Origin of the sequence: Bacillus sp. ISL-55 (assembly GCF_018613155.1) — a bacterium.
Taxonomy (GTDB): domain Bacteria; phylum Bacillota; class Bacilli; order Bacillales; family Cytobacillaceae; genus Mesobacillus.
On the sequence record NZ_JAGGQU010000004.1, the window covers coordinates 39693 to 59097 of the forward strand.

Sequence of the window (19405 nt, forward strand, 5' to 3'; positions counted from 1 at the left end):
TGGCAAATGCCTTACTTATTATTCGGAAACTGCGAACGTCTTCTTGAAAGCGTTAAGCGCAGCAGCCATATCGTCGTCTGAAGGAAGTTCCTTCGTTGAACGGATATGATCTAACACATCTGTATGGTTGTGGTCTAACCATGAAAGGAATTCACCTTCGAAGCGGCGGATATCCTGCAATGGAATATCGTCTAGGAAGCCGCGAGTCAGTGCATATAGGATCGCAACTTGCTTTTCAACAGCAAGCGGCTTGTTAAGATCTTGTTTAAGTACTTCTACCGTACGGGCACCGCGGTTCAATTTTGCCTGAGTTGCTTTATCAAGGTCAGAACCGAACTGTGCGAATGCTTCCAATTCACGGTATGAAGCAAGGTCAAGACGCAGTGTACCAGATACCTTCTTCATCGCTTTGATTTGAGCGGATCCACCTACACGGGATACAGAAAGACCTGCGTTGATCGCTGGACGTACGCCAGAGAAGAATAGGTCAGACTGCAAGAAGATCTGTCCGTCTGTGATTGAGATAACGTTCGTTGGAATGTAAGCAGAAACATCGCCTGCCTGAGTTTCAATGAACGGAAGTGCTGTGATTGAACCTGCGCCTTTAGCGTCGCTCAACTTAGCAGCACGCTCTAATAAGCGTGAGTGCAAGTAGAATACATCCCCTGGGTAAGCTTCACGACCTGGAGGACGGCGAAGCAGCAAGGAAAGTTCACGGTAAGCTGCCGCTTGTTTTGAAAGGTCATCATATACGACAAGAACGTGCTTGCCATTGTACATGAATTCTTCACCCATTGTTACACCAGCGTAAGGAGCTAGGTATAAAAGTGGTGCCGGCTGTGAAGCAGATGCTGTAACAACGATAGAGTAATCTAACGCGCCGTGCTTACGGAGAGTTTCAACCGCGTTACGTACAGTTGATTCCTTCTGTCCGATTGCAACGTAGATACAGATCATGTCCTGGCCTTTTTGGTTAAGAATTGTATCGATCGCTACAGATGTTTTACCAGTCTGGCGGTCACCGATGATCAATTCACGCTGTCCGCGGCCGATTGGCACAAGAGCGTCGATCGCCTTGATACCAGTCTGCAATGGCTCATGAACGGATTTACGGTCCATAACGCCCGGTGCAGCGTACTCGATTGGACGAGTTTTAGTTGTATTGATTGGACCCATGCCATCGACTGGCTGTCCAAGAGGGTTTACGACGCGGCCGATAAGCTGTTCCCCTACAGGAACCTCCATGATGCGGCCCGTACGGCGTACCTCGTCGCCTTCGCGGATGTCCGTGAAAGGTCCAAGGATGATGATACCGACGTTATTTTCTTCCAGGTTTTGTGCCATACCCATAACGCCGTTTGAAAATTCAACAAGTTCTCCAGCCATGACATTGTCGAGGCCATGAGCACGGGCGATACCGTCACCAACACTGATAACTGTACCCACATCACTCACTTGAATTTCCGACTGATAATTTTCGATTTGCGATTTTATCAGCGCACTGATTTCTTCAGCTTTGATGCTCATGAGTTTCACCCCTATCTACGAATCTTAGCCTAGCAATTTACGTTCTAAGCGGTCTAGCTTGCCGCGCAAGCTCCCGTCAAAAATGCGGTTTCCAATGCGAAGCTTTACGCCTCCAAGCAAATTGGAATCTACAATGTTTTCAATATGAAGTGACTGTTTGCCAACCTGCGGCGCGAACGAAGCTGAAAGTACTTCAGCCTGCTCAGCCGTCAAAGGCTGGACACTATAAACTTTTGCTTCAGCCACGCCTTTTGCATCATTTGCAAGAGCGATGAACTGATCAGCAACATCTGCGATCTGGTCTTCGCGGTGGCGGTCAACCAAAATCATCAGAGTGTTAAGGACATATGTGCTTACTGAACCGAAAGCTGTCTTTAAAACCTCTTTTTTCTTCTCGTTCGGAAGCTTTGGAGACTTTAAAAAGGCAGTCAATTCCGGATTGTTCACAACAACTTCTTTTACAGTGCGAAGCTCTTCCTCAACCTGCGGGAGAGCCTGCTTTTCAGAAGCGAGTTGAAAAAGTGCCAGGGCATAGCGTTTTGCTACTGTCGAGTTGCTCATCGGGCATTACCCGCCTCTTGAATGTATTCATTGATGAGCTTTTCCTGGTCAGCCGCAGAGATTTCCTTCTCGATTACTTTAGAAGCAATCAATACAGAAAGTGAAGCCACTTGTTCGCGGATTGCCGCAACAGCCTGCTCCTTCTGCTGTTCAATTTCAAGCTTCGCAGATTCTTTGATTCTGTCAGATTCAGTGCGTGCCAGTGCAATGATTTCATCACGCTGAAGGTCGCCCTGTTTCTTTGCGTTTTCAATTAGGCCCTGTGCTTCTGTGCGTGCCTGCTTAAGCATGTCACGCTGTTCTTCCAAAAGTTTGTGTGCTTCAGCACGGCTCTTTTCAGCCGCTCCGATTTCGCCAGCAATATGCTCTTCACGTTCCTTCATGATGCCCATCAATGGACCCCAAGCGAACTTCTTAAGCAATGCTAACAAAACAAGGAACATAACAAGCTGGAACAAGATATCGCCTGTATTCAAGCCGCCGTGTGCTGCTTCAGCAGTTGCTCCCAATACTAAAAAATTCATTGTTAACACCCTCGATTCACTCCCTTCAAGAGTTGTACCATGATTTAAAAGGTCCAACATGCGTCTTCTGGGTAAAAACCTGCGGCTAGTAGCCAACGGCTAGAAACCGACGCATAAGGCTGCCCGTTCCAAATCCCGGGCTTGCCCGTTTTTATTTCAAACGATTGCTTGCATTCAAATTCAAGTCGACCCCTGCGGATATAAATCCGCAAAAGTCTACATAGTAGAATGGCGAAGGTTCGCGCGGAATGATCTTCGCCATCTTAAATTCTTATAATGAATTAACCACCAATAACCATGAACGCGATAACTACAGCGATGATAGGAATCGCCTCAACCAATGCAACCCCGATGAACATTGTAGTTTGAAGCATACCGCGAGCTTCTGGCTGACGAGCGATACCTTCTACTGTACGTGATACGATCAAACCGTTACCAATACCTGCACCAAGTGCTGCCAAACCGATTGCGATTGCTGCTGCTAAAAGACCCATTATAAAGTTCCTCCTTTAATGTATGAAAAAATGTTTTTTTAAGTTTTGTCCATTAAATGAACAGGTATATATTAATGGTCATGACTCACTTTATGAGAGAGATAAACCATCGTTAACATTGTGAAGATAAATGCCTGGATTGCTCCGACGAAAACGGAGAAACCTTGCCATACAAGCATCGGTACGGCTGCGGCCAAGTGCCCGCCTACCCCGGTTGCGAGGCTGGCTGCAAGCAGACCCAACAGGATCTCACCTGCGTAAATGTTACCGTAAAGACGTAGACCAAGAGTGAGCGTGTTCGCAAACTCCTCGATGATCTTGATCGGGAACATGAACCAAAACGGCTTAAAGAATTCCTTACCGTATTCGGCTGTCCCTTTAAGCTTGACGCCATAATAATGGGAAAGTCCTACTACCATGACTGCAAGAGTCAGTGTAATGACTGGATCGGCTGTCGGTGATTTCCACCATAGTTCATTGTCGTATACGACAGAGAACGGCAATCCCAGCATGTTGGCAACAAACACATACATAAGCAATGTGATGCCAAGGACATGAAATCTTCCCCCATCTTTCCAGTCCATCGTGCTGTTGATGATTCCTTTGACAAAATCCATGATCCATTCCATGAAATTCTGGATTCCTGTCGGCTTCATCGCGAGCTTACGAGTGGAAAGTACTGCAATGATGAAGACGATAGCACTTGCTACTGTAATCATCAGCATGTTTGCCAGGTTAAAATAAAGTCCTAAAAATGGAACTAAAGGAGCTTCATGATGCATCAATTATTCACCTCTCTTCCCCGCTATTTACGTGATTGAAAAGACTGGACAAAAAAATCTATCATAATGACAATGTAAGCTGTCATTAATCCCAAAATTGTAAACACAAGGTTTATGCGATCCGGGTATTCCATCGCAACGATTACAGCAAGTGCTCCGGTAGCAAGCCTCGACATCGAGCCGAGCGAGCGCACCTTCTTCCCCTGTACAACCGAATCCCCGAAGTTGTTCATCTTCCTCGCAAGGAGCCATAAATTAAAAAGGCTCAGGCTTGTACCAAAGATCAACCCGGCAAAAACAGATTGATAGCTTGTAAAGCCGTACCCGAGTACGTATAAAGACAACAAGGTGAATATGTATTTGCGCTGGCGAGTAAACAAGTCCTGAATTTCCATAGATGGCTAGTCTCCCGAAAAGAAGTGTTGGATGAGGCGGAGCATGGCATAAACACCTGCCGCCAATCCGATCAGCAATCCGAATATTAAGAAAAGTGGCTCTGTACCAAGACTCTGGTCCAGCCATCTTCCGGAAAAAATGCCAATTAAAATGGAGCCTACCAATTGAGATAGTATAGCGGACATGAGTGCCATCGCTTGAAAAGGGTGGCGGTTGTTTCGGCGCATAAAAAACGCATCCTCACTTTTGAGAATGGGAGCTTCAGGGGGTGAAAAATCATTTTCCGAAAAAACAATATTTTCACAAAAAAAGCTTGCATATCAACATTGAAAACCTTATCATTTTATGCCCTTTGTAAGCATACAATAGGCTATTGTCAATGTCAATCCATAGCGGTGAAAAAATTCACAAAGTTTTCACTTAAAATATATACCAATAACCCTATGTTAGTATTATATTATAAAAGCTTATTTTCGCCTGAATTTTCTCTGTGTTTTTTTCACATTAATGATACTGTCAGAACAAAAATAGTCTAATCAGAATAATATAGGGCCGAAAAGGAATTACTTCTCTCCGGCCCTTTTATTATTTTTTAAAATCACTGCTTGCATCGTGCTCCCCGACCCTTACATTTTTACCTATAAAAATCATCGCGTCTATCGTGCTCTCTCGCCCTTTTTTCTTTGCGAAAACCTTGGCAAGGTAAAGGCCTTCTTCCGGCAATTTTTCCAGAGGTATTTCTTTTCCTACCATTCCCTTTTCCAGCTTTCTTCCCCAATCAAGAAATCCGACGAAGCGGTATTGATCCGGATCAAAAAGTGCGATGCCGAATTCGTCTGCTCCTCCTGGCAAATAGACTTCATAGCGATAAGCCTTACCGTTATCTGCCGGTGCGAAGTCGAAGCCCATCACCCGCGGGTAATCCGGTTCTTCCAGAACATACAAGTATGGAATCCTTATCTTGTTTTTTCCATCATCGATAACGAGGCTGTCATCATGGATTTTATCTTTTAACAAATCCGGAGTGGCTTTCATCGCCAGCTCCAGGTTTTTCGCTTCATTCGGTTTCAGCGAAAAGCTCATTGGAAGCTCCCATTCTATTCCCTGCTCTTTTTTGGGAATGGAAAATGAATAATTTTTAGTGGCTGTACCAGTATTTTTGACTGTAAGCTTCGCACTGTGGCGATGCATATTATCGGCAAGCTGGAATTTCCCGAATTGAAGCGACCCTGGAATGACCAGGCTCTCCGTATTGATCGCGTCCTCCAGCTGGATCCTTCCTGCTCCCTGCTCGAATGTCCGGTACCTCTTGCCGTCACGGTCGCTAATATCCTTGGCAGTGTTCATGATTGCCGCCTTGATTTCAGCCGGGGTCCAGTCTGGATGGGCCTGCTTGATCAGGGCTGCCGCTCCTGCAATATGGGGCGCTGCCATACTCGTTCCCTGCAGCGGGAGGTAGCCTCCGGGAATCGTACTATTGATTGCAACGCCGGGTGCGACGATATCCGGCTTGATTTCCCATGTGACCGTCACCGGACCGCGTGAGCTGAAGTCAGCAAGAATATCTTTTTCTTCTATTAAATTCACGCGGATGAGCATTGAGTTTTTATTGAGCTGCCTTTTTAGCGCCAATCCTTCTTCTTTACTGATCGCGGCCACCGGGATTGGCAGGTTTTCTTCGAGGTTGCCAAAGAATGTCCCCTTTGTGTTGTTATAGATGATCACTCCGACCGCGCCCGCTTCAAGTGCATTCTTCGCTTTTTCGGTAAAAGTAAGCTTCCCCCTCTCGACCAGGACAAGCTTTTCCCTTACATCTTTCATTTCCTCTTTCGTGCCCAGTCCTGCAGAAACAAGATTTTCACTTTGGGTAATGTTCCAATTGTCCGAACCCTGTAAAAGTTCCAGCCGTATTTCTTTGGATAGTCCCGGAGCATTGAGGTAAGGCACCTGCATTGGAGGTGTCGAGGCCCCTACCGAGATCGCCTTTGAAGCGGTGCCAGGAGACCCTACCGTCCACCGGTTCGGACCTGAATTCCCGGATGAAGTAACCGCGACGATACCTTCATCCACAGCCTTATTAAGCGCCAGGCTGATGGGCAGGTCAGGACCATTAACATCATTTCCGAGCGAAAGATTCAGGATGTCCACCTTATCCTTTATCGCTTCATCAATAGCAGCTATGACCTGTTCCGTCGTTCCGCTGCCTCCTGGGCCCAAAGCACGATAGGCAACGATTTTCGCATCGGGAGCCATCCCCCGCATTCTCCCATTCGCCGCGATGACACCTGCCACATGCGTTCCGTGCAGAGTGCTTCTAAAGCCGGCCCCCTTCGTTTCCATCGGGTCATCATCGCCATCGACCAGATCATGCCCCCCGGAAAAACTTCTCCGCAAGTCAGGATGCTCATAATCGATCCCTGTGTCGATCACCCCAATCGTTACACCTCTTCCCGTCAAACGATTTCCTTTTTCATCAAGAAGTCCGCGAACCGCTTCCGTTCCAATTAATTCAAAATTATCGATAAAATTTTCGCTTGGCTTGTATCGATTTGGCAGATGGGCTGAGTTCTCCACCTTGTACGTGTTTACTTCGGATAAAAGTTGGATGTCATTCGACTTTTCAAGCTGTTGAAGCTCGGATATAGGTCCCTTAACCGAATATCCATTCACCGCATGCGTGAAGATGCGGCGTAGCTTTGTATTTTTCAGTTGTTTTAACTGATTATTGATGTCCTGTTCATTGGGTGGTTGCTTCGTTAATACGATCGCGATTTTTTCCGTTTGGGGATCTTCTTGAGGAATCGGCGGAACCTGCATTTTTTGCGGTTCGAAAGCAGCGAGAATCAGCAATAATGGAAAAATGAAGATTAGAGAACGCTTAATCAAGACGGAATCCCCCTTTTTTGAGTTAGCGTTTCAATTAGTGGCTGCTTATATACAGGGGTATTTTTTCCAAAAATAGGGTAAAGGTGCAATTATGTATAATGAGCGTGCAATTATTTGAGTTGAGTGTGCAATTATTACTGAGTTCGGTGCAATTATGGCATTTAAATGATTTGTATATTTTTCCAACTATCGTTCTGGTTAATTTTTTTTTAAGTATAAGCTGAAGACACGTTATCAGGCTGTTTCCTTCACCAGTGAAACTCTAACTGACCTTCCACTCGAAAGAAAAACACCCCTTTTTTTTAAAAAAAGAGGTGTCTATAGCTTCTATTTATATTGTTCAGGTCGATTTTCTGTGCGTTTGAAGTAATAACGAATGGCTTCACAAATACGCTCGGATGCTCGGCCATCACCATATGGATTCGATGCTTTGGCCATTTTTTCATATGCTTCTCGATCTGTCAGCAACTCTGTTGCCATCTGGTAAATTGGCTGCTCTTCGTTTCCTGCGAGCTTCAGTGTTCCTGCTTCGATGCCTTCCGGACGCTCGGTTGTGTCGCGCAGAACCAGTACAGGCACGCCTAATGACGGTGCTTCTTCCTGCACGCCGCCTGAATCAGTCAAAATGAGATGCGCGCGTGAAGCGAAGTTATGGAAATCAATGACGTCAAGTGGCTCGATTAGGTGGATGCGCGGGTCGTTGCCTAATACTTCATCGGCCAGTTCACGAACAACCGGGTTTAGGTGAACTGGATAAACAACTTGAACATCACGCTGCTCATCGACGATTCTTTTGATGGCACGGAACATATTGCGCATCGGCTCGCCTAGGTTTTCGCGTCGGTGCGCCGTCATCAGGATCAAGCGGCTATCGCCAAGCTTATCGAGAACTTCATGCTGGTATGTTTCCTTAACAGTCGTCTTCAAAGCATCAATTGCCGTGTTGCCGGTTACGAAGATATTTTCTTCGGATTTATTTTCCTGCAGCAAGTTAGCCGCCGATTTGGAAGTTGGAGCAAAATGAAGATCTGCCATTACTCCTGTCAGTTGGCGGTTCATTTCCTCAGGGAAAGGAGAATATTTATTCCACGTTCTTAAACCTGCCTCGACATGTCCGACAACAATCTGATTATAATACGCCGCCAGGCTTGCTACAAACGTAGTTGTCGTATCTCCATGCACAAGAACGATATCCGGCTTTACTTCCTTCATTACTTTATCGAGGCCTTCCAAACCTCTGGTCGTTACATCAATCAAAGTTTGGCGATCCTTCATGATGTTGAGGTCATGGTCTGGCGTGATATTGAAAATGTTCAGTACCTGATCCAGCATTTGGCGGTGCTGGGCAGTTACCGTTACGATTGATTCAAAGTGTTCAGGGTGTTTCTGTAGTTCAAGGACAAGCGGAGCCATTTTAATAGCTTCCGGGCGTGTCCCAAAAATGGTCATTACTTTAATAGGCTTGGTCAACTCAAACACTCCTTATTTAGTCCCGAATAAACGATCTCCTGCATCTCCCAATCCAGGTACAATGTATCCGTGGTCATTCAGCTTTTCATCGAGTGCAGCGATGTAGATGTCTACGTCAGGGTGGGCTTCTTTTACCGTTTCTACCCCTTCTGGAGCTGCAATCAAACACATGAACTTGATGTGCTTCGCGCCGCGCTTTTTAAGAGAGTTGATCGCTTCGACTGCAGATCCGCCTGTCGCAAGCATCGGGTCGACGACGATAAAATCGCGCTCTTCGACGTCACTTGGGAGTTTTACATAGTATTCAACCGGCAATAATGTTTCTGGATCACGGTAAAGTCCGATATGTCCGACCTTCGCAGCCGGGATCAGCTTCAGGATTCCATCTACCATTCCGATACCTGCACGAAGAATCGGGATGATGCCAAGCTTCTTGCCTGAAAGTACCTTCGATTTTGTCTTTTGGACTGGTGTTTCAATTTCAATTTCCTCAAGCGGCATGTCACGCGTGATTTCGAACGCCATCAGCGTTGCTACTTCATCTACAAGCTCGCGGAATTCCTTTGTGCCTGTGCTTTTTTCGCGGATATAAGTAAGTTTATGCTGGATCAATGGATGGTCAAATACGTATACTTTTGCCATGTGTATCGCTCCTTTTAAAGGTAAATGAGTTGTGAACACCTGTCTGTTATATGTAAGATCTGTTGAATCACACTTCGTATAATTTTACAGAAAAACCTCTGTACAAGCAACCGCTTATGTCTGAATGATTTTACCCTGAAAAAGCGGCCCTCATTCATGGAGGGCCGCCGGGTAACAATCTTATCTCTCTGGATATAGTTCAAATTTGCTTGTCAAATCTTCGACGCGTTTGCTTGCTTCTTCCAGCTTCGCCTCGTCTTCGTGATTTTTCAATGTGAAGGCAATGATTGAAGCGATTTCGTCCATTTCTTCATGCCCAAAGCCGCGGCTTGTGACTGCAGCCGTACCAATGCGGATTCCGCTTGTAACGAATGGGCTTTCCGGGTCGAATGGAATCGTGTTTTTATTGACGGTGATACCGATATCATCAAGAACTTTTTCCGCTACTTTCCCAGTCAGGCCAAGTGAACGCAGGTCAACCAATAGCAAATGATTGTCTGTACCGCCCGATACAAGGTCGATTCCTTCCTTTTTCAAGCCTTCAGCAAGGCGGTTCGCATTCGAAATGATATTTTGCGCGTATTCTTTAAAAGAGTCCTGCAGCGCTTCACCGAATGCTACTGCTTTTGCAGCGATGACGTGCATAAGCGGACCGCCCTGAATTCCAGGGAAGATGGACTTATCGATTTTCTTCGCGAATTCTTCTTTGCAGAGAATCATGCCGCCGCGCGGACCTCGAAGAGTTTTATGAGTAGTTGTTGTAACAAAGTCAGCATACGGCACCGGATTCTGGTGGAGGCCTGCTGCGACCAAACCAGCTATATGAGCCATATCGACCATCAGGTAAGCGCCAACTTCATCGGCGATTTCACGGAATCGCTTGAAGTCAATCGCTCTTGGATAAGCACTGGCGCCGGCAACGATCAGCTTCGGCTTGTGCTCGCGAGCTTTTTCAAGAACGACATCATAGTTAATTGTATGTGTGTCTTCGTCGACACCGTATTCAACGAAGTTGTACTGGATGCCACTGAAGTTGACAGGGCTACCGTGCGTCAAGTGGCCACCGTGGGACAGGTTCATCCCAAGCACAGTGTCTCCCTGGTCAAGAATTGTAAAATAAACAGCCATATTGGCTTGAGCTCCAGAGTGCGGCTGGACATTGACATGCTCTGCGCCGAAGATTTCCTTGGCGCGGTCGCGGGCGATGTTCTCAGCAACATCAACATATTCGCATCCGCCATAATAACGGCGGCCTGGATAGCCTTCTGCGTACTTATTCGTCAGTACAGACCCTTGGGCCTCCATTACGGCTTCACTAACAAAGTTCTCTGAAGCGATCAATTCGATTTTCGTGCGCTGGCGCTTCAATTCATCCTGCATTGCAGCGTACAGCTGGCTGTCCTGCTGTGACAAGTGCTTCACTTAAGTTCCCCCTCTTATATGTATTCCCTTGTTCATTTATTAGAAAATTCATTCTTATTTTAGCCGATATTATAATGAAAGAAAAGGAGGAAGGAAAAAGTAGACCTGAATATCAGGCATGTGCTTTCCTTCATTACCTTCCCCTTGTCAGCAAAACCTAGTCCTTAACTCTGTCAGCAAGACTCGTTTTCCTTCGTTTGCTCGTATACCGCACGAGCGCCGCCGATCAGCTTCGGCCTTGTTTTCGCCAGAGTAACATGGGCATGACCGATGGTTTTTTGCTGCACTCTGACTGGTACGGCAACATGCTTCATTTGCATACCAATTAAGGTATCGCCAATATCGATGCCGGCGTCAGCCTTGATGAACTCGACGACCACAGCATCCTCGAGGTTTTTATAGGCGTAAGCTGCCATCGCGCCGCCCGCCTTCCTAACCGGGATCACGGTTACTTCATCCAGCTGCTTCTTTTCAGCTGTTTCCCGCTCGACAACAATCGCGCGGTTTAAATGCTCGCAGCACTGGAATGCCAGCTGGATGCCCGTTTTACCCTGCAGTTCACGGAGCTGCCTGAATACCATTTCCGCAACCTCATCTGTACCTGCTGTGCCGATTCGCTGCCCAATGATTTCACTCGTGCTGCAGCCAACGACCAGCACCTGGCCTTTTTTCAGCTGCACCTGTTCATTAAATTCAGTAAGGATGGAGTTCAATTCTGCTTCCCATTGTTGAATAGACAGTTATAACGCCTCCATTACATTGGTATTTTAATTTGGGAGTGCTCTGGATTATTTATTTTCATACTCCTTGATTTTACCGACGCGGTTTTCGTGGCGGCCGCCTTCATATTCCTCTGAAAGCCATACTGCTGCTATTTCACGCGCCAGTCCCGGTCCGATGACACGTTCGCCCATCGCAAGGACATTGCTGTCATTATGCTGGCGCGTCGCCTTCGCGCTGAATACGTCATGCACAAGCGCGCAGCGAATTCCTTTTACCTTGTTCGCGGCGATGCTCATGCCAATTCCCGTACCGCAAATCAAAATACCCTTATCAAACTCTCCGTTCGCCACTTTCTCAGCAACCGGAAGTGCATAGTCAGGATAATCAACAGATGTACCGCATTCGCAGCCGAAATCTTCGTACTGGATATTCATTTCGTCCATCAAACTCTTAATTTCTTCGCGGATATTGACTCCGCCATGGTCTGAAGCAATAGCAACTTTCATTGTAAAATCCTCCTATGTAATCCCGGCATGCGGGGCGATCAAATCTATCGTTATTTTCTCATATTCGTACGGAATTATAAAGAAATCGGGTTGGTTAGCACTGATATTTTAGATGTTCATCACTAAAATCAGATCAGAGAAAAATAGTATCTGCAAAATAGCCTTTTTATAGCCAGTTTTCATTTTTATATCGACTTTTTCGTTTTTATAGCGATTTTTTGATTTTTATAGCGAAATTTTGATTTTTATAGCGAATTGGAAATTCTGCCGTATTTTTTCCAGTTACAAAAAAAACCACAGCATCATTCAGCTGTGGTCCAACAATTATAACGAAAACTTCGTGATCGTCCCTTTTAATTTTTCCGCCTGATTCTTGAGTTCTACCGCTAACTCTTCGACATTCGCGATGACCTCTGCCTGCTGTTCAGCTGCTGATGCTACGCTGATCGCTCCGGCGGATGTTTCTTCTGCGATTGCCGCCATTTCCTGTGATTGAGTCGATGTGTGCTGGATTGTTTCCATTTGTGTTTCGACAAGGGCGGCGATTGTATGGATGACGTCAGCCATCTCATGAATCGTTGAGGTCATCGCGTCGATCACCTGGTTCGTTTTCTCGCCTTTTTTTGCTTCTCCGTTCGCTGTTTCAACCTGTCTGCTGATCTGGCCGACAACATTCTGAACTTCAGACTGGATGTTCTGGATCAGTTCAGAAATGCCCTGGACCGCGTCCGCACTCTGGTCAGCAAGCTTCCTCACTTCTTCGGCAACGACAGCAAATCCTTTTCCGTGCTCACCAGCTCTTGCTGCTTCAATCGATGCGTTCAAGGCGAGCAAATTCGTCTGTGCCGCGATATCACCAACGAGCTGGATGATTTGTTCTACTTTTGTCGCGTTTTCTTCCAATCGTTTTACCGTCCCAAGCGATTCTCGATTATCATTTGCCAGTGTCTCGATACCGGAAATCAGTGAATGAATGGCATTCTTCGATTCTTGCAAGTCTTTGACCATTTCCACTGAAATCGATTCAGATGTCCGCGCTTTTTCCTGGACATCCTCGGCAATCCGAATAACTTCATCGACAGACTCAGCTGTTGTTTGTGTAGATAATGCCGATGAATCCGCCCCAGCGGCAATCTCTCTAATCGTTGTCGAGATGATCGACGCCTGCTCAGATGCTGCGGCAGATTGTCCGGAAATTTGGATGACTTTTTCATTTGTTTCTTTGAAATTGCTATCAATCTGGCTGACCATTTCACGCAGGTTTGCGAGCATATTATTGAAAGCCAGTCCCAAAGAACGAATCTCGTCATCCGATTTCGAAACTTCCGCATCCTCGGCAATTTCACCATTCGCTGCTTTTATTGCAGACTGCTCGAGCTTTTGCAACGGCTTAATAATCAAACCGGCGGCCATATACGCAAGCAGGCCTGACCAGAAAATCCCCATAGCTAGAACTGCTGCCGTATAAACGACCGAATTGATTGCCAAGAAATTTTGAACAAAAGGATACAGGAAATAAATAAAAAATGCGCTTGTTGAATAAGTGATGATCGCCAACACAGTTGTCAGCATGACCATTTTCTTTCTTAATCCCATTTTGTAGCTGCGTTTAGACCCCACTGATAATCCCCCTGAAAAAATATTAGAATGACGTTTTAGCATCATTGCGCTCTTTGGACCGATTGCGCTCACTCCAAAAAGAATTTCTCAAAGGTATTATCGGATTTTATCTATGATTCTTTCGATACTTTTTTGAATTTCTTTAAAAGCTTCGCGATAAATTTGTTCATTGCCGCCAAATGGATCTGCCACATCAAGGTTTCCCGTTTCATCAGCAAATTCTTTTAACGTGAAAATTTTATCAGCCGCGAATGGATACTGATTCATGATCAAGCCTTTATGACTCTGTGTCATCGTCAAAACTAAAGTTGCCCAGTCGATGTTTTCCCTTGTTAATGTCGAGGAGCGATGATCATGGCTGATATTGTTTTCCTCGAGCACGGTCTTCGCGTTGACCGAAGCTTCCGCGCCATTCGGAGCATATACTCCAGCCGATTTCACCTCAACTCCAGGCAGCTGCTTGCTTTTTAAAATCGCTTCCGCCATCGGGCTTCGACATGTATTTCCGGTACAGACAAATAAGATGCGCGCCATGCTTGTCCCTCCTGTGAATCACTTTTCTACATTATAAGATAATCCTTCAACAATTTCATTTCCGCTAAAAAAATACACCTGAAGAGCAGGTACATACAATTTTTATAAAAAAAACACACCTGACAAGCAGGTGCATGAGAAATGTTATAGAGGAAGAAGCAATTTCAGCCCGAAAGCGAGCAAAATGCTGCCACCTAATGCCTCACTGTATGTACCAAGCCAACCCTGCACTCTTTTTCCAACCAGGAGGCCTGCCCACGTAAGGACCATTGCCGCTGCACCAAAACAGATCAGTACAAGCAGCGTCCTTGCGCCGTAGATGCCAAGTGTCAGTCCTACTGAAAAACTGTCAAGGCTGACGCTGAGGGCAAAAATAAATAAACCCTTGCCAACCGGGGTAATCACGCTTGTCTCATCTTCCTTGAAGCTTGCCCAGATCATCTGGACACCCAGCACGATCAAGAGCAGGCCGCCAATATATCCAGCGATGGCCCCGAACTGCTCGGACAAAAATCTCCCAGCCACCATTCCAAGCAGCGGCATCCACACATGGAACAAACCAATCGTGACGCCGATTTTAAATATATGCCTTTTCGTCAGTCTGAACATGCCCATTCCGAGTCCAACGGAAAAAGCATCCATTCCCAACGCGAATGCCATCAACATAAGTGTGAATAATTCGCCGGCTATTGCTGTCATGTCTTCGCCCCCTCGGACTTGCTAATTCAGCATATGCACGTCCAAAAGGATTTAGAAGCAGGGAATTTCAGATGCGAAATATTAAAGCACCGTTTGCCATACAAAAAGCGCTCCATAACTGAAGCGCTTCTCACATGTCTTATTTTTCAATGATCGGCAGTCCTGAAGCCTTGGAAAGCCGGTTCATGATTGCCTGGCCTACGCCTGTTTCGGGAAATATTTCTCCGAAAATGATATCGAGCTCTTCCTGATTGAACGCCCGGAGTGTATCATAGAGCGCTTCGGCGACTGTTTCGAGTTTTGCTCTTGCGCCACATGGTATCACAATATCAGCATCATAAAACTCAAGATTTTCCTTCGTTGTCATCACGCCGACTTTCAGGCCTTCTCTTCGCTTTTCATTCACAAGCTGCTGGATTTCTTCTCTCGTTCCATCCACAAGATAAAACGGTGCATTTGGTGCATAGTGACGATATTTCATCCCAGGGGATTTTGGGGCCTGACTGGAATCTTTCAGGGCTGGATCGACGGCGACTTCACCGACTACTTCTTCCAGCTGTTCCTTTGTTACGCCGCCCGGTCTTAAAATCGCAGGAATGTCACCGGTGCAATCGACAACGGTTGATTCAAGTCCTACTCCGGTCGCTCCACCATCAACAATCCCGGAAATCCTGCCCGTCAAATCATCGGCAACGTGCTTCGCAGTCGTCGGGCTCGGCTTGCCTGAAAGATTTGCACTTGGGGCTGCCAGCGGCAAACCGGATGCTTCGATAATCGCCAGTGCGATTGGATGGTCGGGCATCCTGACGGCAACTGTGGATAACCCGGCAGTTGCTTTTTCAGAAAGCGCCCCCTCTTTTTTTTCGAGGATAATCGTCAACGGTCCCGGCCAAAAGGCATCCATTAAAACCGCTGCCTGATCAGGGATTTCTTTTACAAAGGAGTGAATCTGCTCACGATTTGCAATATGCACGATCAACGGGTTATCCCCAGGTCTTCCTTTTGCTTCGAATATTTTCAAGACGGCTTCATCGCTTTCTGCGTTGCCGCCGAGGCCATAAACCGTTTCTGTCGGAAAAGCTACTACTTCATTTTGCTTCAGCTTTTGTGCAGCTTCGGTGATTTGTGGATATGTTTTTAAATTATCCACATTCTTATCCACTGCCCACATTTGTGTTTGCATTTACATCCACCTTTTATTTCTGGCTAAACTAATATATTTCTATGAAAGTATAAAAGAAGAATCATGCGAACACAAGTTTTTATCCACAAATTGTGTATAATTTTAATGAAACCGTGGATAACTTTGTGGATTAATCCACAATTTACAGAATTATTTTCATAATTGCGGAGTTATCCACAGTCAGAACTTGTTTTAAATGACTTTTTTCAAGAAGAGAATCCGGAAGCTCTGACTGGTTTACCATTTCAAAACCAAGGCTGCCGAAGAAGGAAACTGCGCTCATCTTGTTTGTAACCAGATATAGTTCTTCAAGCTCCTGGTTTTTCGCTGTCAGGAATGCCCGTTTAAAAAGAAGCATCAAATCAGGCTGGCCAATTTGCGGGGAAACGACAAATGAGCGAAGCAGTCCTGCTCGATCCACCGGTTCTACTCCAAGGCATGCCTTAAGCTCGCCGTCCTGGTTTTCCATCAGCGAAAAGTTTTTGATAGAATCACTCAATCCTTCCGTGCTTACTCCTGCTTCTGTTAAAAAAGCCTCCAGTTTTGGCAGATCCCCTTGCTTCGCACTTCTGATTTTCCATGTCATATTATTCACCTCAAAAATAAGATTCTACTAAATGAATATGATAGAAGATAAAAAGTAGAACCTTCTTCTTGATAGAACGCTGTTTTCGTAAAGATTGTTGTTAAAATCCTAAAGCCGATTTTAACGTTATAAAAAGCCATTTTGCAGGTCGGTACTAAGTTTGCATGCTCTTTTCTCATAAAAAGAGTTAACTTTTACGAAAAAAATAGGTCTTGAAATCCTATTTAGTATTCAAAAGCAACAAAGTTTGAGAAAAGAGCCTTATAGAAAAAGAAAACACGGCCGCCTTCATTTAAATGAAAGCTGCCGTGCCTCTTTTAGATCCTGGCTTTCTAAGCCATATTAGTTGTTATTGTTGTTGCGGGCATTGCCGCCTTTTTCGCCGATTTCTTCATAGAAGCTTCGGTCATGGTTTTCAGAAGTCGCTTCTCCGCCTTTGCGGCCGATCTCCTGATAGAAGTCCTTGTCGTGGCTTTCTGATGTTGCCTCGCCACCTTTTTTCCCGATTTCCTGGTAGAATTCGCTGTCATGGCTCTCAGCAGTAGCCTCTCCGCCTTTGCGGCCAATTTCCTGATAGAAATCTTGATCGTGATTGTTGGAAGTTGCTTCGCCGCCTTTACGGCCGATTTCCTGATAGAATTCGCTGCCATGGTTCTCGCTTGTTGCTTCGCCGCCCATGCGTCCTCGTTCTTCACGTGACATCTTATCATTGTTATTGTTTTTAGCCATTATTACTCATCCTCCTTGAAATCTAAGTTTTGATGTTACACTACACTAAATATCCGGATTCTCGTCACCCGAAACTATTATCAAGTGAATGTAATCTGCTTGTTCGAATAATGTAATATTTTTGGAAATTCTGACGGTCGTTTTTCCTCCTTTACCAAGTATTTCTTTTTAAAAGCTAGCTAATGTTTCCTAGCTTCTCATAGTAAAAATTTATAAGTGAGTGATATAAGTCACTATGTCAGTCATTTAGTCTGGTTATAATAAACTTAATCAATTGAAAACCTTTCTCAAAAAGGGGGAACGGCATGGAAATAAAAACAATATACGAAAAGATCGGCGGAGATGAATCAATCCGGAAGATCGTAGATACTTTTTATCCAAAGGTTTACGAAAACGAGGAGCTCAGCCCATTGTTCGAAGGTGATATAGATGAAATCAAGCGGAAGCAGTGGATGTTCCTCACGCAGCTGACCGGCGGCGGTGCGCTTTACAGCGAAGAGTTCGGACCGCCTAATATGAGAGTGAGACATATGCCATTCGAAATCTCGCCGGTGCGCGCGAAAGCATGGCTGAAGCTGATGCACGAAACACTTACGGAAACAGGATTAATTGAAACTGAGGGTGGAAAGGCGCTGTTCGAGCGATTGAGCCAGATCGCACCCATTATGATTAACAGACAATAAGGAGGAATTTATGATGGAAAAACAGTCATTAACACAATACCAGGAATTCAGCGAGGAACGGTTTACTAAGAGGATTGTCTTCAAAAAAGGGGAAAGCACAGTGTTTTTGCTGAACTTCATGCCCGGCCAGGAGCTGCCAAAGCACACGCATCCAGGTACTGAAGTGTTCATTTTAACGATGCAGGGTGAAGGTACTTTTACCATTGATGGCGAACAAGTAGCAGCTGTATCGAACGAAACCGTCCATTTGAGCGGTACAGAAGAACTTGCCTATAAAAACACCGGAGCAGAGCCAGTCACACTTTATGTCATGCTCAACAAGATTCCTGATGAGAGATTTGCGCAGAATATTTAATCTCAGGTAGAGCTTAATCATAGTGGGTAAACACCAGTTGGTCGAATTATCCTTAAAAGTGGTCGAATAAATTCTAAAAGTGGTCGAATAATTAAAAAATCCGCCAAATTAATTCAGACTGTGGTCGATATATTTGGAAAATCGCCAATATATTTGCCAGCATAGCTAAAATAAGCCCCTGCAAACTGCGCAGGGGCTGTTTTTAGCCGAAAATCCTGTTCCAAATCTCCACCAGGAAGAATGTTACCTCAACTTCTTCTTCTTCACTGCCCTCGTATACTACTTTCTTATCTTTTTTAGCGTCTTTTTCCTCTTTTTCACGCTCAGCTTCTGCCTCTTCGTCTTCAGCTTCTGCTTTTACATCACCTTTATTGTCGTTTTCGTCGAAGCCTTCGCTTGTTGCTTCTCCATTTGAGAAGTCTAGGAAGCATAGTGGCGGGTAGAGAACGCACCACCAGTTCGCACCTTTGCCTTCCCCAATCGTGATCAGGATTGCTTCGTACTCGCCTGCTGGATAGAGGAACTGCCCATATAATTTAGTAGGAAACTGGACTTTGTCAAACTCAGTTTTTACAGAATGATTGGAACCTTCAGCTGCGATAACTCTTTCAGCAATTGCCTGGATTTCTGGAAGCCTGGATTTGATGACTTCCCGAGCAGCCTCGATTGAAGTCAGTTCCTGAACCCATTTCGTGATTTCTTTGTTCACTTCATCGCGGGTCAGGCGTTTGATATTCTGATCCTTCTCCAGATCGCTGTCGGCAAGGATCCTCAGACGAATCGCCTCGTTTGGAATGACCATTGCTTCCTTCGCTGTCACTTCATTTTTCGGTGTATATAAACTTAAAATGGTACCTGCACATAATAAGAATATGTATAAAATAGCGGCTGATTTTTTCGTCATCATCTTTCGCACCGTCCCTTCACTAGTCACAGTGTGGACAGATTGATAGATTCTTAAACTAGTAATTTTGAAAATAAAAACCACCCGTGAGAACGGGTGGTTTTCTCTGCGGCTGAAAGCCTTTGTTACTGACCAAACCCTAAAGGGCTACTGAAAGATTCGCCAATTGTACTACTTCT

The 19405-nt window shown here is 45.4% G+C and carries 22 protein-coding genes; 2 read left to right on the top strand and 20 right to left on the bottom strand.

Going from position 1 to position 19405, the window contains the following annotated elements:
- Window positions 1–18: 18 nt before the first annotated feature.
- The 19 genes from atpA to J7E32_RS02390 form a co-directional block, all read right to left on the bottom strand.
- Window positions 19–1527 (bottom strand): F0F1 ATP synthase subunit alpha, encoded by a 1509-nt coding sequence (gene atpA / locus J7E32_RS02300; protein WP_214903032.1) that lies wholly within the window; start codon window positions 1525–1527, stop codon window positions 19–21.
- A 24-nt stretch (window positions 1528–1551) separates the two neighbouring features.
- A complete protein-coding gene (locus J7E32_RS02305; protein ID WP_214903034.1) occupies window positions 1552–2088 on the bottom strand; it encodes a F0F1 ATP synthase subunit delta in 537 nt (178 codons plus the stop codon).
- Entirely contained in the window at window positions 2085–2612 is a 528-nt protein-coding gene (atpF, locus tag J7E32_RS02310; protein WP_214903036.1) for a F0F1 ATP synthase subunit B, read from the bottom strand. The genes J7E32_RS02305 and atpF overlap by 4 nt, the downstream gene beginning before the upstream one ends.
- Window positions 2613–2893: 281 nt before the next feature.
- Window positions 2894–3106 (bottom strand): F0F1 ATP synthase subunit C, encoded by a 213-nt coding sequence (gene atpE, locus J7E32_RS02315; RefSeq protein ID WP_023613579.1) that lies wholly within the window; start codon window positions 3104–3106, stop codon window positions 2894–2896.
- Between the two features lie 71 nt (window positions 3107–3177).
- Window positions 3178–3888: a F0F1 ATP synthase subunit A gene (gene atpB, locus J7E32_RS02320; RefSeq protein WP_214903070.1), complete on the bottom strand. Its 711-nt coding sequence runs from the start codon at window positions 3886–3888 to the stop codon at window positions 3178–3180.
- A 23-nt stretch (window positions 3889–3911) separates the two neighbouring features.
- Window positions 3912–4283, bottom strand: coding sequence for an ATP synthase subunit I (locus J7E32_RS02325; RefSeq protein ID WP_214903038.1), 372 nt, complete (start codon window positions 4281–4283; stop codon window positions 3912–3914).
- Window positions 4284–4289: 6 nt separating this feature from the next.
- Entirely contained in the window at window positions 4290–4511 is a 222-nt protein-coding gene (locus tag J7E32_RS02330; protein WP_102264588.1) for an AtpZ/AtpI family protein, read from the bottom strand.
- Between the two features lie 358 nt (window positions 4512–4869).
- On the bottom strand, window positions 4870–7101 hold the full coding sequence (locus tag J7E32_RS02335) for a S8 family serine peptidase (RefSeq protein ID WP_214903073.1): 2232 nt from the start codon (window positions 7099–7101) through the stop codon (window positions 4870–4872).
- 396 nt (window positions 7102–7497) lie between these two features.
- Window positions 7498–8640 carry a non-hydrolyzing UDP-N-acetylglucosamine 2-epimerase gene (gene wecB / locus J7E32_RS02340; RefSeq protein WP_214903041.1) on the bottom strand — a complete coding sequence of 381 codons (1143 nt, stop codon included), beginning with the start codon at window positions 8638–8640 and terminating at the stop codon, window positions 7498–7500.
- A gap of 12 nt (window positions 8641–8652) precedes the next feature.
- On the bottom strand, window positions 8653–9282 hold the full coding sequence (gene upp / locus J7E32_RS02345; protein ID WP_214903044.1) for a uracil phosphoribosyltransferase: 630 nt from the start codon (window positions 9280–9282) through the stop codon (window positions 8653–8655).
- A 180-nt stretch (window positions 9283–9462) separates the two neighbouring features.
- Window positions 9463–10704 (bottom strand): serine hydroxymethyltransferase, encoded by a 1242-nt coding sequence (locus tag J7E32_RS02350; protein ID WP_214903047.1) that lies wholly within the window; start codon window positions 10702–10704, stop codon window positions 9463–9465.
- A gap of 173 nt (window positions 10705–10877) precedes the next feature.
- Entirely contained in the window at window positions 10878–11444 is a 567-nt protein-coding gene (locus J7E32_RS02355) for a TIGR01440 family protein (protein ID WP_214903076.1), read from the bottom strand.
- A gap of 48 nt (window positions 11445–11492) precedes the next feature.
- Window positions 11493–11933 carry a ribose 5-phosphate isomerase B gene (gene rpiB / locus J7E32_RS02360; RefSeq protein ID WP_214903050.1) on the bottom strand — a complete coding sequence of 147 codons (441 nt, stop codon included), beginning with the start codon at window positions 11931–11933 and terminating at the stop codon, window positions 11493–11495.
- A gap of 324 nt (window positions 11934–12257) precedes the next feature.
- Window positions 12258–13553, bottom strand: a complete 1296-nt coding sequence (locus tag J7E32_RS02365) for a methyl-accepting chemotaxis protein (protein WP_483297594.1) — start codon at window positions 13551–13553, stop codon at window positions 12258–12260.
- Between the two features lie 96 nt (window positions 13554–13649).
- On the bottom strand, window positions 13650–14087 hold the full coding sequence (locus J7E32_RS02370; protein WP_214903053.1) for a low molecular weight protein arginine phosphatase: 438 nt from the start codon (window positions 14085–14087) through the stop codon (window positions 13650–13652).
- A gap of 144 nt (window positions 14088–14231) precedes the next feature.
- On the bottom strand, window positions 14232–14786 hold the full coding sequence (locus J7E32_RS02375) for a manganese efflux pump MntP (protein WP_041964620.1): 555 nt from the start codon (window positions 14784–14786) through the stop codon (window positions 14232–14234).
- 139 nt (window positions 14787–14925) lie between these two features.
- Window positions 14926–15969, bottom strand: a complete 1044-nt coding sequence (locus tag J7E32_RS02380) for an L-threonylcarbamoyladenylate synthase (protein ID WP_214903056.1) — start codon at window positions 15967–15969, stop codon at window positions 14926–14928.
- A 142-nt stretch (window positions 15970–16111) separates the two neighbouring features.
- The gene (locus J7E32_RS02385) at window positions 16112–16555 is read right to left on the bottom strand and encodes a GNAT family N-acetyltransferase (RefSeq protein ID WP_214903059.1); all 444 of its coding nucleotides are present in this window, start codon (window positions 16553–16555) and stop codon (window positions 16112–16114) included.
- Window positions 16556–16897: 342 nt separating this feature from the next.
- On the bottom strand, window positions 16898–17284 hold the full coding sequence (locus J7E32_RS02390) for a KGG domain-containing protein (protein ID WP_214903062.1): 387 nt from the start codon (window positions 17282–17284) through the stop codon (window positions 16898–16900).
- A gap of 305 nt (window positions 17285–17589) precedes the next feature.
- Between J7E32_RS02390 and J7E32_RS02395 the strand changes: the two genes are divergently transcribed.
- Window positions 17590–17967 carry a globin domain-containing protein gene (locus J7E32_RS02395; protein ID WP_214903065.1) on the top strand — a complete coding sequence of 126 codons (378 nt, stop codon included), beginning with the start codon at window positions 17590–17592 and terminating at the stop codon, window positions 17965–17967.
- Window positions 17968–17977: 10 nt separating this feature from the next.
- Complete coding sequence (locus tag J7E32_RS02400) at window positions 17978–18322, top strand: cupin domain-containing protein (RefSeq protein ID WP_353654006.1); 345 nt, start codon at window positions 17978–17980, stop codon at window positions 18320–18322.
- A gap of 202 nt (window positions 18323–18524) precedes the next feature.
- Here J7E32_RS02400 and spoIIR read toward each other — a convergent pair whose 3' ends face one another.
- On the bottom strand, window positions 18525–19226 hold the full coding sequence (gene spoIIR, locus J7E32_RS02405) for a stage II sporulation protein R (protein ID WP_214903084.1): 702 nt from the start codon (window positions 19224–19226) through the stop codon (window positions 18525–18527).
- Window positions 19227–19405 lie beyond the last annotated feature (179 nt).

What these genes read in the sequence shown, in the direction of transcription:
- atpA (WP_214903032.1), bottom strand. Translation starts at nt 1,527, where the DNA reads ATGAGCATCAAAGCTGAAGAAATCAGTGCGCTGATAAAATCGCAAATC.
- J7E32_RS02305 (WP_214903034.1), bottom strand. Translation starts at nt 2,088, where the DNA reads ATGAGCAACTCGACAGTAGCAAAACGCTATGCCCTGGCACTTTTTCAA.
- atpF (WP_214903036.1), bottom strand. Translation starts at nt 2,612, where the DNA reads ATGAATTTTTTAGTATTGGGAGCAACTGCTGAAGCAGCACACGGCGGC.
- atpE (WP_023613579.1), bottom strand. Translation starts at nt 3,106, where the DNA reads ATGGGTCTTTTAGCAGCAGCAATCGCAATCGGTTTGGCAGCACTTGGT.
- atpB (WP_214903070.1), bottom strand. Translation starts at nt 3,888, where the DNA reads ATGCATCATGAAGCTCCTTTAGTTCCATTTTTAGGACTTTATTTTAAC.
- J7E32_RS02325 (WP_214903038.1), bottom strand. Translation starts at nt 4,283, where the DNA reads ATGGAAATTCAGGACTTGTTTACTCGCCAGCGCAAATACATATTCACC.
- J7E32_RS02330 (WP_102264588.1), bottom strand. Translation starts at nt 4,511, where the DNA reads ATGCGCCGAAACAACCGCCACCCTTTTCAAGCGATGGCACTCATGTCC.
- J7E32_RS02335 (WP_214903073.1), bottom strand. Translation starts at nt 7,101, where the DNA reads ATGCAGGTTCCGCCGATTCCTCAAGAAGATCCCCAAACGGAAAAAATC.
- upp (WP_214903044.1), bottom strand. Translation starts at nt 9,282, where the DNA reads ATGGCAAAAGTATACGTATTTGACCATCCATTGATCCAGCATAAACTT.
- rpiB (WP_214903050.1), bottom strand. Translation starts at nt 11,933, where the DNA reads ATGAAAGTTGCTATTGCTTCAGACCATGGCGGAGTCAATATCCGCGAA.
- J7E32_RS02370 (WP_214903053.1), bottom strand. Translation starts at nt 14,087, where the DNA reads ATGGCGCGCATCTTATTTGTCTGTACCGGAAATACATGTCGAAGCCCG.
- J7E32_RS02375 (WP_041964620.1), bottom strand. Translation starts at nt 14,786, where the DNA reads ATGACAGCAATAGCCGGCGAATTATTCACACTTATGTTGATGGCATTC.
- J7E32_RS02380 (WP_214903056.1), bottom strand. Translation starts at nt 15,969, where the DNA reads ATGCAAACACAAATGTGGGCAGTGGATAAGAATGTGGATAATTTAAAA.
- J7E32_RS02385 (WP_214903059.1), bottom strand. Translation starts at nt 16,555, where the DNA reads ATGACATGGAAAATCAGAAGTGCGAAGCAAGGGGATCTGCCAAAACTG.
- J7E32_RS02390 (WP_214903062.1), bottom strand. Translation starts at nt 17,284, where the DNA reads ATGGCTAAAAACAATAACAATGATAAGATGTCACGTGAAGAACGAGGA.
- J7E32_RS02395 (WP_214903065.1), top strand. Translation starts at nt 17,590, where the DNA reads ATGGAAATAAAAACAATATACGAAAAGATCGGCGGAGATGAATCAATC.
- J7E32_RS02400 (WP_353654006.1), top strand. Translation starts at nt 17,978, where the DNA reads ATGATGGAAAAACAGTCATTAACACAATACCAGGAATTCAGCGAGGAA.
- spoIIR (WP_214903084.1), bottom strand. Translation starts at nt 19,226, where the DNA reads ATGACGAAAAAATCAGCCGCTATTTTATACATATTCTTATTATGTGCA.